Annotated in this window: 10 protein-coding genes; 3 read left to right on the plus strand and 7 right to left on the minus strand. The window is 38.0% G+C overall.

The annotated features are described in order from the left end of the window. Positions 1 to 20 precede the first annotated feature (20 nt). The 6 genes from groES to JN11_RS11060 form a co-directional block, all read right to left on the minus strand. A complete protein-coding gene (groES, locus tag JN11_RS11035) occupies positions 21 to 296 on the minus strand; it encodes a co-chaperone GroES (protein WP_144912538.1) in 276 nt (91 codons plus the stop codon). A 299-nt stretch (positions 297 to 595) separates the two neighbouring features. Continuing rightward, entirely contained in the window at positions 596 to 958 is a 363-nt protein-coding gene (gene secG / locus JN11_RS11040) for a preprotein translocase subunit SecG (protein ID WP_144912540.1), read from the minus strand. A gap of 10 nt (positions 959 to 968) precedes the next feature. Continuing rightward, positions 969 to 2,576 carry a hypothetical protein gene (locus JN11_RS11045; RefSeq protein WP_144912541.1) on the minus strand — a complete coding sequence of 536 codons (1,608 nt, stop codon included), beginning with the start codon at positions 2,574 to 2,576 and terminating at the stop codon, positions 969 to 971. Positions 2,577 to 2,597: 21 nt separating this feature from the next. Next, positions 2,598 to 3,116 (minus strand): LptE family protein, encoded by a 519-nt coding sequence (locus JN11_RS11050; protein WP_144912543.1) that lies wholly within the window; start codon positions 3,114 to 3,116, stop codon positions 2,598 to 2,600. A 4-nt stretch (positions 3,117 to 3,120) separates the two neighbouring features. Next, complete coding sequence (locus tag JN11_RS11055; protein WP_144912544.1) at positions 3,121 to 4,356, minus strand: sigma-54 interaction domain-containing protein; 1,236 nt, start codon at positions 4,354 to 4,356, stop codon at positions 3,121 to 3,123. A 90-nt stretch (positions 4,357 to 4,446) separates the two neighbouring features. Next, positions 4,447 to 5,967: a MiaB/RimO family radical SAM methylthiotransferase gene (locus JN11_RS11060; RefSeq protein ID WP_144912546.1), complete on the minus strand. Its 1,521-nt coding sequence runs from the start codon at positions 5,965 to 5,967 to the stop codon at positions 4,447 to 4,449. 115 nt (positions 5,968 to 6,082) lie between these two features. Between JN11_RS11060 and JN11_RS11065 the strand changes: the two genes are divergently transcribed. The 3 genes from JN11_RS11065 (at position 6,083) to JN11_RS11075 (ending at position 10,601) form a co-directional block, all read left to right on the plus strand. Then, positions 6,083 to 7,951, plus strand: coding sequence for a hypothetical protein (locus JN11_RS11065; RefSeq protein ID WP_144912547.1), 1,869 nt, complete (start codon positions 6,083 to 6,085; stop codon positions 7,949 to 7,951). Further along, a complete protein-coding gene (locus JN11_RS11070; RefSeq protein ID WP_144912549.1) occupies positions 7,948 to 9,762 on the plus strand; it encodes an AsmA family protein in 1,815 nt (604 codons plus the stop codon). Before JN11_RS11065 ends, JN11_RS11070 begins: the two co-directional genes overlap by 4 nt. A gap of 137 nt (positions 9,763 to 9,899) precedes the next feature. After that, entirely contained in the window at positions 9,900 to 10,601 is a 702-nt protein-coding gene (locus JN11_RS11075; RefSeq protein ID WP_144912551.1) for a head GIN domain-containing protein, read from the plus strand. Positions 10,602 to 10,656: 55 nt separating this feature from the next. On the opposite strand, the gene sov is transcribed toward JN11_RS11075, so the two are convergent. Beyond that, complete coding sequence (sov, locus tag JN11_RS11080) at positions 10,657 to 17,700, minus strand: T9SS outer membrane translocon Sov/SprA (protein ID WP_449406738.1); 7,044 nt, start codon at positions 17,698 to 17,700, stop codon at positions 10,657 to 10,659. Positions 17,701 to 17,724 lie beyond the last annotated feature (24 nt).

The following is a 17,724-nucleotide window of genomic DNA, read 5'->3' on the forward strand; positions in this document are numbered from 1 at the left end:
TCAATAATTCACTAATTAATTTACAGAACTGCGTAAATATCAGTTTCACGCATAATTAAGTACTCTCTTCCTTCGTAGGTAATTTCAGTACCGGCGTATTTACCATATAAAACCTGGTCACCAACTTTAACAGTTAAAGGCTCATCTACTTTACCGTCGCCTACAGCAACCACAGTTCCGCGTTGAGGTTTTTCTTTTGCAGTATCCGGAATAATGATACCGGAAGCAGTTTTCTCTTCGGCCTGAGCAGCTTCTACTACTACCCTGTCTCCGATAGGTTTAATGTTTAATGACATAGTTATTCAATTATTAAATTTATTATAATTTAAGTTTCTACCTGCTTTTACTCATCAATTATGCCAAGCAAACACAATGCACCTTATTGGCATACAATTACTGTTTTATTGTCAGATTTGGGTAAGCTGTAAGTTTTAAGTTAATATTACTTTAACCTGAAATGCCAACGTGTCAGTACTATTTTTCAACATAATTGATAATAGAATAATTACCTATTTTAAAGGTGACAGCAATTGCAGTGCAACAAAAAAGGCTTTGGAATAATTCCAAAGCCTTTTAATATTTTATTAAACAGCGATTACTTTTTCTGCGTAGCTGGTTGAGTAGCAGGTTTTGCTGCAGGCAAGTTCAATTGATTTGTATTGGTTGGTGCCGCAGTTGGTGTTGAAGCTTTTTTAACCGTTTCACTCATGCCTGAATTTCCACTTTTTTCAATACCACCTTTAACAGATACGTTAATTGCCATTGAAAGAACCATTAAGGTAATTGCTAAAATCCAGGTTCCTTTTTCAAGGAAATCGCCGGTTTTTTGTACACCCATCAGCTGTGATGAGCTTGAAAAATTTGATGACAAACCACCACCCTTAGGGTTTTGAATTAACACCATAAGTACTAGAAGCGCGCACACAATGATCGCAATGATCAGTAATAATAAATACATTTCTTATATATTAATTGGTTTTCTTTTCTAACTGTTCAATCTTGGCTGCAAAGTAACGGCTTTTTTCCGGAAATTTCAACATCAATTTTTTGTATGATGCTATTGCCTTGTGATAAAGCATCTGTTCGGTATAAATACTTGCCAAAGTTTCGGTAACAAGCTCATCCCTGTCTTCCGAGCTTTTCTTTGCTTTGTTCTCATTATCCAGCTTATCGCTGCTCTGTGGCCTTATCTGTGGCTCTTCCTGTATAAAGCGTTCAATAATTAGTTGTTCCTTACGCTTAGCATCCGGAATTGGAGCATTCTCATTAAGAGGAGTGCCCTTATCTAATTCATCTACCGAAGTTATATGAAAAATATTCTCATAATATTGATGCTGTAATTCATCAGCCTGCTTTTTTACATTACTCTCAGGTTTTGCAACTTCACGGGCCTTTACATATGGCTGATAAATGCTTGCATGCTCCTTACGTGTCTTATCAAGCCACCACATAAAAGTATAAGGCATTTTGTCGTCATCATATCTTGATACATCATGCTGCTCAGCATCATTAGGTAAAGTAGAAACTTCTGGTTCTGTTATGGCTGACACAGCAGGTGCTTGCAACCCGGTTTCCTCCGGCTCAGTTGCTTTAGGCTCAACCAGGGTATTATCAAACATAAAATAGTCTGTAGAAGCGATACTGTCGGTAATCAGCTTTTCGGCCTCATCATATGCCAGTTCATCATCATCAATCTCCAACTCCTCACCTGGTGAGTCTCTCCAATTTGGATGAAAAGATGGCCGGTACATTTCTTCTTTATGTTCTGGTTCTTTATGCTCTTCTTCTTTGTTCTCTGCTGTTTCTTCAGTTTTAAGCGGTTCAGTTATGCTTACTTCCTCAATGCCGGTTATTTCGTCAAAAGTTTCTTCTTCAACTGAATTTAAAGCAACAGCTTCCTGCTCTTCATAACTTTCAGCTGTTTCAACTATGTGATTATTTAAATGATGATCTTCAACATTGTTAACAATATCTGCCGATGTTTCAGGTATTGCTGATACAGGTACTTCATCTATTAAACCAACAGGCTCTTCTAACGGTTTAATGTTTTCAATTTCATGAACAACATTGTTTAAATGCTGTTCTGTTATCTGATCATGTAAAACTGGTTCATTTGCAGTATCTGTATGGGAAATATTTTCATCGATGCTTTCATGCAGCAGATCTTCTACTTCAGCAGCGGGCTGTTCATTAAAATAATTTTCACCGCTTATTTGCTCTGTATTTGAATCAGTAGTTGGATAAGAGAATGTATGTTCAACAGCAGCAGAATCTTCATCTTCATAGTATCTGTTACTGCTAAGGCTTTTTTGAATATTGATTTTTTCATTAGGCACACCAATAAATGCCCCTGGTGTGTTGATTAGTTTATATAAAGCTTTAGGATTAAAATAAACAGATGCCTGCTTTAAATTCTTTTCATCGCTTGCATGTGCCAGTAGCGCTTGCAAAATACCGCTTTGTGGAAAATCATTTACAAGTCGTTGTAAATCATAGACATGTGCCTTTACATCACCAGCCGGGTCGGCTAATAATGTCCATAAAAATTCATTCTGACTGTTGTTATATTGATCCACGGTGCTCAAACTACTAATTGCTTACCAATTTGCAAAGGCTTTATTGAAAATATCTTCTGTTAACTGCTTATTTAAGTCAGCTATCAGCGTCTGTTCATGCGTTGCGATATCACCGGTAAAGTTCTCTGTTTTTGTAAACGTTTGCTCAAAACTATTCTTTTTATCCAGATTATCAATATATTTTACACTAACGGTAATGGATAAACGGCTTGCTCCCGCTATTGGCGCTACATTATTAGCTGTTGCGTTGATGGAAACCGGGGCAATATTATAATCAGTAATAGAACCCGACATCACGGCATCTGCTTCTTCTGATCGTACTATACTTAAACGGGTGGTATTTCTGATACGGTCTTTCAAAGCTTCGGTAAAAGTAGTACTGAGGTTGTTTACCACCAAGGCTGCGTTATTTTCAAAAAAATCAACCCTTATTGTTTTCATATTGGCGGGTATGGATGCACCATTTAAGCTTAGCTTGCAAGACGGGCAAATCAATATAAAACAAATAATGGCCACAAATAGCACCTGTATCCTCTTCATTCAATTACAAATTTAGTTCTTTAATTTTTCTATACAGGGTTCTTTCAGAAATCCCGAGTTCATTTGCTGCCAGCTTACGTTTTCCTTTGTGCTTTTTGAGTGCTTTACGTATCAAATCCGATTCTTTATCAACCAGTGAAAGTGATTCTTCAACCTCTTCAGCGTCATGGGTGATGTTGTACGGGTTAGCATTATTATTGTTACTAATAACGGGCTGCTGAATGGTAAATTGTGTTTCGGGTGCACCAGGTAATTCAATATCCCTGTATAACTGATTTATGGCCTGCGAATGACTTGCATGGTTAACAGATACTCCCCCATGTTCAATAATATCGGCAACCAGCTTTTTCAATTCAACCATGTCGCGCTTCATATCAAACAAAACTTTGTACAGTATATCGCGCTCCGAAAAATCCTCTTTAGGCTGATCTAAACGCATGGGCAGGTTGCGTCCGGTTGCTTCCATAGGGATATAAGAAAGCAGGGTTTGTGCTGTAATAATACGATCCCGCTCCAATACCGCCAACTGCTCGGCCATATTTTTCAGCTGCCTTACGTTACCTGGCCATGAGTAATTGACCAATACCTGCTGCGCATCGTCATCTAACTGAATGGCAGGTGTACGGTATTTATCGGTAAAATCGGAAGTGAATTTTCTGAATAATAAATAAATATCTTCCTTTCGATCACGCAATGGTGGTATTTTTAACGGTACAGTGTTTAAGCGGTAATACAAATCTTCCCTAAATTTACCATTCTTTACCGCATCATAAACATCAACATTGGTGGCTGCAATAACCCGTACATTAGTCTTTTCAACCTTTGATGAACCTACTTTAATATACTGGCCCGATTCCAATACCCGCAATAAACGGGCTTGTGTACCCAACGGCATTTCGGCAATCTCATCTAAAAATATGGTACCGCCATTTACTGTTTCAAAATACCCCTTGCGTTCGCCTACAGCACCGGTGTAAGCACCTTTTTCGTGCCCAAATAATTCTGAATCAATAGTCCCTTCAGGAATTGCACCGCAGTTTACTGCAATAAAAGGCCCATGCTTGCGCGGACTCATCTGGTGGATAATGTGCGAAAACACTTCCTTCCCGCTACCACTCTCGCCGGTTATTAATACCGAAATATCTGTTGGCGATACCTGGTTAGCTATATTTATGGCCCGGTTCAGCAACGGCGAATTGCCGATGATACCGAAGCGCTGTTTAATTTCTTGTACTTCCATACCCTCCGATCCCCTAAAGGGGGAGTTTTTTTTTAATATTTAATAAACCCCAAACAATTAGTCTGATAAACATCAGGACAAAACTCCCCTTTAGGGGGTTTGGGGGACAACTCTTCCTATCATGGTAGCTGTTGTGCTACGTTCAATAAACACGTTTGCATATTGGCCCGGCTTATAATTTTCAGTAACCGGGAAAACCACCATGGCATTCTGGTCACTTCTTCCACAATAATCCTGGTCTGATTTTTTTGAAAAACCTTCAATTAATACTTTTTGTGTGGTGCCTACCAATTTTTGTAACCTGATGAAGGAATGTTCCTGCTGCCTGGCAACTATCTCTTTCAGGCGATTATGCTTTACCAGATCAGGAATATCATCGGCATAACGTTTAGCGGCTAAAGTTCCCGGTCTTTCAGAATACATAAACATGTATGCAAAGTCGTACTGCACATAATCCATCATACTCAATGTATCCTGGTGTTCTTCTTCCGTTTCGCTGCAAAAACCAGTGATTACATCTGTTGATATAGCACACTCAGGTATAATACGACGAATAGCATCAACCCTGTTAATATACCAATCACGGTCATAAGTACGGTTCATCAACTCCAATACACGGCTATTACCCGATTGTACCGGCAGGTGAATGTATTTACAAATGTTGTCGTGTTTTTTAATGGTGTATAGTACCTCGTCAGTAATATCTTTGGGATGCGAGGTTGAAAAACGTACACGTAGTTGAGGATCAACCAAAGCTACCATCTCCAATAAATTGGCAAAATTAACCTCAACCTTACTCAAATCTTCTGAAACCTCAGCTATATCTTCGCCCACAGTCAGTGCATTTTGTTGCCGTTCTTCATTTGAAACTTCAGATTTCGGGCTTTCCATTCCTGATTTCCATTTGTACGAATCTACGTTTTGCCCAAGCAAGGTTACCTCGCGATACCCCTGGTTAAACAGGTCAGTACATTCCTTAACAATTGAATGAGGATCACGACTGCGTTCGCGGCCACGGGTAAATGGAACCACGCAGAATGAACACATATTATCGCACCCACGCATAATAGAAACAAAGGCATTAATACCATTACTATTTAAACGTACAGGGCTTATATCTGCATAAGTTTCTTCACGGGACAACAATACGTTCACTGCTTTCTGACCGTCATCAACCTGATCAATCAAATTAGGCAAATCACGGTAAGCATCCGGACCAACCACTACGTCGACCAGCTTTTCTTCCTCTAAGAACTTTGATTTTAAACGCTCGGCCATGCAACCCAATACACCTACCACCAAACCTCGGTTTTTAACCTTGGCAACGGTAAATTCTTTAAGACGATTGCGTACGCGCTGCTCCGCATTTTCACGGATTGAGCAGGTATTTATAAAAATAACATCGGCAACAGTAAAATCTGATGTGGTTTCAAATCCTTTATCTAACAAAATTGAAGCTACTATCTCACTATCAGAAAAATTCATGGCACAGCCATAACTTTCAATATACAATTTGCGGCCGTTGTTTTTCCCTTTTACGGGCTCTAAAACTAAAGCCTCACCCTGCCTGCTCTCATCATGTACTTTATCCGGAATTACCAAATCCATCATCTGCATTAAAAATTTAGATTACAAAAATACATAAAATTTAAATATAGCGTGACATATTGTCAGCAATAACAAAATCAAACTTTTCTTGTTGTAAATTGAGTTAAATCATAAATCAATGTCTGAACCAGAGACACATCCTAAAAAAAAGAAAAGAATATGGCCATGGGTCTTATTAGCAATTATAGTAATTGCATGTACTACAGGCTATTATTTATATAATAAGTACCTGGCCAATAACCGTTGGAAACCTATATTACAAGCACAACTAAAACAGCTGGTGCTTAAATCAAGCGATAGTTTATACCATATTGAATATTCTGATTTTGACTTAGATATTACATCAGGCAATGCTACAGTGAGTGATTTTAAACTGGTACCAGATACCGTAGTTTATGAAAAACTGGTTGCCTTAAAGAAAGCTCCCGATAACCTGTTTATTTTAAGCGTAAAAAAGCTATCTATTAAAAACGTAGGCGCACGCAAAGCTTACAAGGAAAAAATATTGGATATTGATAACATTTCAATTGATAAACCTGATCTTACCGTTATAAACAAGCGTTATAAATTTAACGATACGGTAAAGATAGGCAAGCCCAAAACACCATATGAGGTGCTTAAAAGCGTTTTTAAACAATTGCATATTAACGCGATCAACCTAAACGACATTAGCTTGAACTATATTAATAAAAACAAGCCTGTTGCTAAACAAACAGCCCTTAAACACCTGGATATTAAGATTTCTGACATTGTAATTGATTCTTTGTCTGACAGAGATCCCAACCGGTTCTATTATACCAAAGGGATAGACATTACTATTCATGATTATGAAATAAAAACACCGGATAGTTTATACAAGGTAAGTCTGAAAAAAATCTTCTTTTCTACCCAGCAAAAAAAGATGGTTCTGGAAAAAGTAGCCTTTGCACCCAGGTATAACCATACAGACTTTTACCGGGTATCTGGCAAAGCAGGAGACATTTTTGATTTAAAATTTAAACGTATCGATATTAATGATATTGATTTGCAAAGTATTTTTCGCGATCAGTTTTTGTATGCCGGATCAATGGATGCCATTAATCCAAGTGTAAATATTTATCACAATGGCTTTATAAAAGGCACAAACTCGGTTAAAATCGGTAAGGACCCCCATCAGGCATTGCAAAATGTAGCGCTTGACATGCGTTTAAAACGTTTAAATATTAAAAACGCCAGTATTATTTATTCAGAAACCGATGCCACCTCTGGGTTTACCGGCAAAATTTTATTTACGCACACCAATGGCTATATTCTGAATGTTACTAATGACGATGATCAAAAAAAGATAAACCCTTTTATGCGGGCTTACATTAATACCCGTTTTATGGAGGAGGCTCCTTTACAGGTAAATTTTAAATTTAATTTAGTAGCTAAAGACGGAGCGTTCAACTATTCAGGAACATTGGGAAAGTTTGATGGCCGGATATTGGATAAACTGGTAAAACCTTTAGCCATGGTTCACGTACAATCAGCTGATATTGAAAAACTAACTTTCAATGTAAACGCAAACAACTACAGTGGAAAAGGCCATCTTGAATTTTATTACAAAAATTTAAATATTCAGTTGTTAAAAAAGGTAAAGGGTAAAGCAGATTTGCAAAAGCAAGGTTTTATCTCTTCGTTAGCCAACACATTAATAATTGAAGACAACAATCCTGATAAAAAAGGAGTTTTCAGACCAGGGCCTATAGCTGTAAAAAGGGATTCAACTACTTCATTCTTCAGCTTTTTATATAAGGCTTTATTGGAAGGGTTAAAGCCGAGTGTTGGGTTTGACAAAAAAACAGAAAACAAAGTTAACGTAGCTGTAGCAAAAGTTAGTAATTTGGTAGACAAACTTAAGAAAAGCAAAGAAGCATATAAACAAAAGCGTGAGGAGCGAAAAAAAGAAAAACAGGCAAAAAAGGACTCTATAAATCAAAGCAAACAAAACCAGGGAATTAAATGACGGTTAACATTCTAAAGCGCAAATGGCATAAAGTAACAGCTGTTATTTCATTTATTTTAATTTTGCTTGTTTTCGCTTTTTCCCTATTTGTAAACAGCCATTGGTCGCCCATACTGGCTAAAAAACTTAAAGAGGTTGTTGCGACCAGCAGTGGCGGTTTGTACAACGTTGATTTTTCATCCGCAGAGTTACGTATACTTAGGGGTAGTATAGTATTTTATAATATCACCTTAAAACCCGATACAGCAGTTTATAATAGCAAAAAGAAATTGCATCTGGCCCCGAACAACTTGGTTGAGCTACATATAAAAAGGCTTACCTTATCTCATATCCATCCCTTAAAGTTATATTTCAAAAAGAAGCTTGACATAGGCGAGGTAATTATCAATAATCCGGAGGTCCATATCAGCTATCAACTAAACCATACTAAGGACACTGTACTTAAAGATAATCGTACAACGTGGCAAAAAATCTCCAAAAGCCTACGTTCAATTCATGTAGGTAATATTATAATGGGTGATATTAAGTTCAGATACGATGATTATTCGGGCAATAAATTGGCTATCTCCGAACTTAAAGAAATGAATGTAAGTGCACATGAATTGCTGATAGATTCAACAACACAAAAAGATAAATCGCGAATGCTTTATTGTAAGGAGATAATTGCCGAATTAAATAATTACACTTTTAAAACGGCAAATGGCCTGTACAGTGGTAAAATCGATCACATAAAACTATCAACCTTAAAATCGCAGCTAAACATTGAAGGGCTAACTTTAAAACCTATAAATGCTGAGGATTTTTTTGCTAAAAGCCATAAGGATAAGTTTACGATGCACATTGACTCGGTACAACTTAATCATTTTGATTTTTTAAGCTACCATAAATACCGCACGCTTAATGCATCCAATTTACTTTTAAAAAATGGAGCAATTGAAATTTTTAGTAATCCAAATCATTTTAAACCACCAACAGACAGGGTTGCAACTTTCCCAAATATTGGCATTTACAAAATAAATGCTAATATGAAAATTGATACTGCGTTTATAAACCAAATAAACATTACCTATACCGAATTCAACGCAAAATCAAACAAAACCGGATCTATCTATTTTAATCATACAAGCGGACGCGTTTTAAATCTTACCACTAATCCTGTTGCACTGCAAAAAAACAATGTATCCTCGGTGCAATTAACCAGTTACTTTATGAACCGGGGTAAGTTTAACCTGCAGATGTCATTCAATTTAACTGATGATGATAAAACCTTTGACTATAAAGGAAGCCTTGGACCAATGGATCTGAAAATAGTTAATTCGGCCACGGTACCCTTAACCATGGTAAAAATGACCTCCGGTACATTAAAACAATTCGACTTTGACATACATGCCAACAAAAACAAAGCAACCGGAAAAATTACACTTTTATATAATAACGCCAAAGTTGCTTTACTTAAAATAGATACTGTTTCAGACAACCTTAAACAGCGTGCATTTGCTTCATTGTACGCTAATATTTTTATACTTAAACGTAATAATCCTGATATTGAAGGAGGCCCCCCCCGGTCTGTTTTTGTGAATTTTGAACGTGAGTCTGATTTTCCATTCTTTAAATACATTTGGCAAACGTTGTTAAGCGGCATTAAACCCAGCATTGGCCTTGATAAAAAAACGCAGGATGCCACCGTTGAAATGACCAATCAACAAGCTATCTATCAACAAAACAGAAAGGTAAAAAAGGAGCAACGGCTACGAAAAAGAGCTGAGCGCCGTAAAAAACGAGAAGAAAAGAAATTGGCTGCCGGCAATTAATTCGGTTTATGTGTATTCCCGATTATCTGGATTTCCGATAACAAAGCAACGGGGTTTTAAACTGTTCTATCTTAATTATATTTCTTTTTGGTGCAACATTTTTAGCTGCATGTGCATCTTATCAATAAACAAAAATTATGAAAAAGATAGCATACTCCATTTTCGCTTTATTACTGCTAACAGGCACAACATTTAAAGCATTGGCACAATCTGAACAAAGCAGATCCGTTTCCGGATTCCACAGCATCTCTTCATCAGGACCATTTGATGTACATGTAAACATTAATGGCACCGAAAGTTTAAAGATTAGTGCCAGCTCTGATATTATTAATGAAATTGAAACAGTAGTTGAGGACGGAAATCTTGAAATAAAATTTAAACATCATTCCGAGAACCACGACAATATTGGAAGGATAGACGTATATGTTACCGCTAAATCCCTTTCAGGTTTAGCCAATGCAGGTTCAGGTTCTATAAAAGTAGAAGGCGTGGTCTCTGGCGATAACGTAAATATTGTTTTAAGCGGATCAGGCAGCATTTCATCTTCTGTTAAATCAGGCGATCTTCATGCTACCATCAGCGGTTCTGGCTCTATTCATTTAAATGGCCATACAAGCGAATCAAAAGTAACTATCAGTGGTTCAGGAGAATTGAATGGCAAGGAACTCAAAACCGGGTCGGCTTCAGTATTAATCACCGGGTCTGGTAATGCTTATTTTTCTGCCGAAAAAACCATATCAGCCCATATTGTAGGTTCAGGTAATGTAGTTTATACAGGTAGTGCTACCGTTACCGATAGTAAAACTATTGGCTCTGGAAGCGTTAGCAAAGCTGATTAATTTTATATAATTAATTTACTGTTAGTAAAAAAGGGATGCAAATTGCATCCCTTTTTTATTGTAGTATCAATTTCAAATTAATACCAAAATTAGTAAAAGCGGTATTAAAGGTTTGTGAAGTATACGGCCTGGTTATATTTGAATCATAAAACAAACTCAGGTTAAAACGTTGGTTAATTACATAATCAATAGTTGGCCGTACTGTAATATTTTGTGCTCCCGATGATACCTGTGCCTGTTGTACATCGGCCTGGTAAATAAGCGTTTTAGTATCCTGTAATGAAAAATCAATTTTAAAGTTAACATCATTATTCTGCTTGGTACCACTAAACCAGCCAAAAGGCCATCTGAAGCTTTTGGTATGATATCCCCAGCCAAACACCAATACATTTTGATTTTGCTGCGCCAGCTGACTGTTTAGTACACTTAAGCTTAAAGAGCGGCTTTGCCTGTACTCTAATGTAGCGGTCATGCTATTTTTAAAGCGGGCATTAAACCCTATCAAAGGCACAAATTGTTCAAAAATAGTTACGGTTGAAAACTGGTAATACGGTAAAAAGTCGTTATTGGCATCTCTTGAACTTACAGCTCCATTAGTTGCCTGGTATTGCAGCAAAGTAGTATAACCACTTACATTGTATGACGAACGATAACCATTGGTGACATCTAACGATTCAAAAATATTGCTAAAGAATGGAATATGGCTCAAGCCATTATAAGTTATTTGCCAATTCGGAATAGGGACATTTGGAAACTGGTTTAAGCTGGATGTTGATGCACTTTTGCCTGTATAGGCGGCAAGAAATGCAGGTACTACCACATTTTGTGAATTAGCGCTGTAACCATCGGCATAGCCTCCTGCAGCCAAACCATCTGAGTTTGGATTTTGTTGCCCTAATCTTTGTGAAATAATGACCCTGTCGGCCATAAACTTCTCAAATATTGGCGAAGTGTTATTAACGCCGCTGATTTTTGAAAATGCTGTTGCCAGGGTAAAATAGGAAACACTGTAATCACCTGTGGTAACCGGGTTATAGCTTTCGATATTAGTTGACCCATCAATTGATTTAAAGTTTGTTTGATAGGTATGATCCTGCGTTTTAAAAGCCATTAAATCTATCCGGAGGTATTTAAAGGGCTGTACAGTACTTTTCAGGTGCAGATCATAGTTATAGGTTCTAACGTACAACTGATTTTGGAGTGTATCTGTACTAATCCAGCCATGTTGAAGTGCGGTTTCACGTAAATCAGCCTGGCTGCCTAATAAAAATCCAATACCCGGCGAATTATAATTCAAGTCCTCCCCAAGGAAATTAGACTGTGGCAAATAACCCGGAATAAATGTACCCTGCGTATTGGTATAAGTACCGCTAATATTTTTCACACTGGTTAACAGATTTACCAGCATTTTGGTTAACCCATTCGTATTATCATTACTTGTTGCCCGTTTAATAAAAGAGAATTTTTTGTATAGTGCATCGAAATTAAGGGTTGGATTGAGCTGTATAGTACGGGCATTTTGTATACTGTTACCCACATCAAACTGCGGATCATCAATTGAAAAAAGAGCCTGTGCCTGCCAGGTAAAGTGGGTACTGTAATGTGCAACCAAAGTAGTCCAGTCCATTCCCGGTATTTTACCAATTGGTACGTTATAATTAATATTCAGTGTATGGTTATAGTTGGTGGTACGGCCCAAATTCAAAATACGATCCCAAAGGGTATCAATTTTTAAACCATTGATACGTCCGGCAGGCTCATCAACGGTTGACAAATTGGTAGCATCTAAATCCATGGTGAGCGATTTAGTCAGGTTCCATCCTATGCCGTATACCCGGGTAATGTTAAATGTTTTGTTATACGTGGTTGGTATAGGTACCTCATCCGTAGGGTCGTTGTTTCTTAATGTATTCTCCGAGTAAAAACGATCAAAGGTGATACTGTAATTCAACCTTGTTGGTGCCAGGTCAAAGTTAATATCGCGTATCAGGGCCAGCGTGTTTTTCTTAATGATTTTACTAAAAGGGCTATAATACTTTGGTTGTGTGGTATAATTATAAGCCAATGAAACATGATATGTTTTCTCCAGATCTTCAAGAGTTGTAAAATCATGGTGTTCATACTCTGTGTAAGCTACCGTAGCATTCCAGTTTTCAATATCCCATAAATGCGACGGAGCCTTTGGATCAGTTTTAGCTTTGTGAACATTGGTAAGGTTTACACTGGTTCGTTGCGTATAACTTTCTGCTGCGTTTTTAATGGAGTCTTTTTTCTGGGCGGTTGGCGCATTAGCAAGGCTTTGAGACAACAAAATATCAGGGGCTGCAGGATCATACTGCGGCATGCTTATTTGTTTGGACACATCAATATAAGCCGGGATGTGAACACCGCTTTTATCAGGAAAAACCTTTCCGAGTTCAATATTTGCAGCCACATCATATCCGGATACATTATCTGTACTGCGATCTTCCATTCTTGAATCCAGCGTGCCAAAACCGGCGGTAGTTTTATTACCTGATATAGTTACATTGGCAAAATCAGCCAGTTTCGCATTAAAGTGACCAATAGCTGCCCACCCACCCTGCTCATCAAAATCAGTAAGGCGCAATTCATCAAACCAAATCGTGGCAGATTTTTCCATACCATCATCAGTACTGGTGGTAGATGGTGTTTTTAATGGGTTACGCACACCCAGCATAACTGTAGTAACCTGACTCAAATCTGGTTCACCCACAATAGTGATTTTATTATGCCCGTTAACCAAAGTATACGGCATTGTTAAAGGCCATGGCTGTCCATTATATTTGGCATTATTGCGGGCAAGTTTTGCATTTGTTAATAATGAAAGCTCCAGATCAAGTTCATTTGCGGCGGGCCAAATAGAATTCACGTCTGAGCTACCGGGAGGAGTAACCTGTAGCGGTATTTCGTACTCATAATAATTATTTACGTAATCGGCCCCTAAACGAATAAAGGCACTTACATCATTATTTTTTAACGTTGCTCCGTTAGCCTCAGCATGTATAAACATCTGCAAGTGCTTGTATTTTCTTAAATCATTGCTAAATAATTTAAAAGCTGCTCTTGAATATCCGTCGCGCACGTTGGTTACTATTACCGATAACGATTGCTCATTTAACTTGGTATTGGTTTGCAGGTTGCTGTAATCTGTTTGCCTTTGAATACCAGGAGGTACTACATAAGGGATAGGTGTGCGGTTACCATTTTGCTCAATACTTACCGTTTCAACATCAATTGTTGAATTATCTAACGGAGGGTTAACTATCGCAGGGTCTGCAAGTACGTTGGCCGGGTTGTTTTCTGTATTAAATGCTCGCCAATCACCACGTACCAATTGCAGGGTGGCAAAACGCAAAATTGCCGTATCAGCAAAGTTTGTGAGGAATGTACGGATATAACGAATGGATTTAAAATCCTGAATACCACCAACGGTATTGGTATAAGCATTAATAGGGACACGGAACTGATACCAGGTAACATTTTCTTTAGTGCCATTGGCAAGGGTTACTGCCGATACTACCTTATCACTAATAAAATTCTGACCAACCACCATGCCACTGGGTTTTAAGGACACATGATACTCAAAATATTCATCATCCTGATCCATGTTGTTATCGTGATTCACATCTTCTCCATCGGGCACAGCTGTTGCGGCAGATGTTTGAAGGCCCAGTAACGCTTGTGACTGCTGGGTTGTTGGCGAGTTACCCTCTGTACCGTTGTACCTGCTATAACGCGACAAAATACCGGCACCTGCCCTATCCAAAGCCGGCCCCTGGTAATATTGATAGTCATCTGATGAGGGGTCAGCAGCAAAAGTGCTGGCTGCACTTGCGCTCACTGCACCTTTTACTTTTTGTACTACTGATGCAAATTTTGTTTGCTCGTCAGCATCTGCTAAACCATCCAGGCCCACATCCTGTAATTTGCGCGAATTTGGGTCACTATCGAATGAATTTACAACAGGCTGCAATTTGGGTACTCTACCCCAATTTGTTTCACTAACATTGGTTAAAGTACCATCAACAGGCAATCCGTTTTCCAAACTCTTTTGACCATCTTTTAATATATCTTCCGAAATATTACCCAAATCAAAATAAAGATCACCACCCTTTGAATTAGGTTTATTTATAAACGGATCCATCACCCAAAATTCAATATACTGAACATTGAGTGCCTGGAAGTCATTTGAATTAAGCCCACGGAAGATACCACCCCAACGTGAAGTTGGATTTTGAAGTGTACCATCAGGGTTTATCAATGAGGTTGAATAGTTATAAGGCCCGCGTATGGAAGGGTAAAAGGCAAGGTCAAAAGTGGCAATTGGCAAAGGCGATCCGGTTGGCGATTGCTTAAATGGGAATACCTCGGTCTCTATGATCTGCCTTACGTAATTATTGGAAAGTTCATTGTGATTAATCGGAATGGTTGAACCTGTATAAAAAATCGGGTCGATATTATAAAATGCCAAACGCGCACGATTATATCCATAACTTAAATCATTAAAATTGCCTGCTTCGGAAAACAATTGCGGTGTACCCGAAATTTGCCAGCCTGTAGCACTATTCAATTGAATTACGGATTGGCTATTCTCAAAATCGTCCAGGTAAGCTGTTCCATTTTTTGAACCGGCAAAGTTCAACGCAGATGGACTCCCTGGTACCAAATCAGCAAATTCGCCATTAAAAGATATGGACGAAGGTACTTTGGTATGTATCAATGGTATTTTATCAACTAAACGGGTAAGTAACCTTGATTGGGAATTATAATTTACATCGAAACCATAAATGGTATTTGAAATAGATTCCTGACCAACTAATTCATTTTGCGTTATTGGCTGCTCTGTTAAGTGCATTATAGTTGCGCCAAGATTTAAATTATCATCCACCTTATAATTAAACCTGGCACCATACAATGACTTTTGCTGAACCCCAAACAATGCATTATTTTCAACATTAACCGTAATAGGCTGACCTGATGCCAGCAAGGCTGTGTTTAAAATGCGGATTCGGCCGGCGCTATAATCAACAGTAAAATCGGTCCCCTCTACCAGCTTCAATGCACCAGCAGTTACGGTTACTGATCCCTGTGGAATATTAACTGCATTCAACTGATAATCGGACCCGCCTGTGGCACTGTATGTTCCGGATATGGTATATCTGTTCAGTTGTGGAAATAACTGCTGTGCAATGGTTTTAGTAGAATCATATAGTGGCTGATAAACATAACGATTTTTTAAATCCTGTTCGCCGGCGGTAAATTGGTTAGACAAATCGGCACCAAAAGGCTGCAGTACCGGGAAAATAAGGAGGCCATTTTGGGAATCAATGGTCACGCCTTCCAGATAATCAAAATAGCCATCGGGTTGTTTATTCTGTTGCTGATCAAGATTATCCAAATCTGTTAATTGTATCCAGAGTTTACTTTTGGTATTCTGGCCCTCCTCCATTATAGGTTTCTGGATACCAGATTTATCATCTAACCTTGAAATGGTAAGCTTAAAATTATTGGGACTGATTTGATAAGCATTTAAAGGATAAATGTTTTTCATCATCAGGTTCCAGGTAGGTAAATTTGTTTTTAACAGCTCATTTTTAAGCAATTTTACATACAAAACTTTTGGGGTATTCGGATCAACCGGCACATCTGTAGAAAATTCACCTACCTGGTACTGAGTGCCGTTGTAAGTATATTGGTAAGCAACAGCCAGTACCTCATCATTATTAAGCGGATAGTTAAGAGATATATACCCCAGCTGAGGGTGAAGGGTGTAATCCTTTGTGGTTAATAAACGGGCATAAGTTAATTTAGCATAGTTATCTGAAGTACCTGTAGAAGCAAAATAGGTTGCTATTGTATTTTTAGGATCATTGGTTAATCGTGCATTTACAGGTAAACCACGCAATAATGAGTTCGATTCTTGTGGAAAACCCGGACCCTGAAAACCCGCTGGAAGGCCAGAATAACCTGAACCGCCCTTTATTAAAGTTTTATTATAAGGATTGTTTTCTCCGAGGTCGGTAAAAGCCAATATATCTCTTGAACCTGTTGTACTGTTTATCCTGTTGGTTACCCAAACTTCAATTTTTGTGATGTTTACATTTGAGCTGATAATAGGAATATTGGCAAGTGCCTTATTGTAATTGTTTCTAAAAAACTGTGATAAAAAGAAGTGTTTATTGGCATCATAATCTGCAGAGGTCAGTTTAAAGCTTCCTTGCTGCGCTCCATTTTTTATGGTAATTGATTGCGATTGCGAACGCTGCTGCGACATAATGGTAGTTACATCAAGCTTACCGAATTTAAATTGTGCCTTTACTCCAAACAATGCCTGGCTACCAGTAATAAGCGTGGTATTTAAAGGCATGCTTACTGTACCTACTTCTATTTTTTGTATAATCTCATCCTTGTAGCCAGTGTATTCGAGCTTTATCTGGTTCTCGAAATTGAACTGGGCATCGGTATTGTAATTTGTAGTAATTTTTAATTTTTCGCCTATAGTTCCGGTGATATTTAATTGAATTTTCTGATCAAAATTAAAATTAAACTGGTTACGCTGCTGTGTACTATACAGTGGATTTTGGTTACTATTTACCTGACCAGACATAATAGCCTGGGCAGAACCCTGCGGCCTGATGTCAATTGTTGATCCACCAAATATTTGATTAAAAGTCTGGCTCCTGATCTTTATTTGTGGAATAAAGCCCGGCTGCTGCGACTGATAAGCATAATTATCCGAGAGCTGTTGAAAATAAGCTCTTTGGTTTTCTCTTTCTTTTAAATGTAAATATTGTTCAAATGTGAGGTATTGTGGTGGACGGTATAATAGGTTGCCTACTCTTTCATATAAAATGTACATATTGAGGCTTGGATCATACTCAATAGTACGGACAAGGTTGGGAGGATCCGGGTCAAATATCCCATCCAGGAGCCTTATATTTCTCGGATCTTTACCATTATCAGGTACTTGTACCTTTGTTGTATCACGGTTTCCTGCTGATTGTTGTGCAAAAACATTCCCCAATCCGCAAAATGCAGAAAAGAATAAAATGCATACAACTCCTTTTAAGGTAAAAATTTTAATCAAGGTCAGGAATTCAAA

Source organism: Mucilaginibacter frigoritolerans (genome assembly GCF_007830615.1).
Lineage (GTDB): Bacteria > Bacteroidota > Bacteroidia > Sphingobacteriales > Sphingobacteriaceae > Mucilaginibacter > Mucilaginibacter frigoritolerans.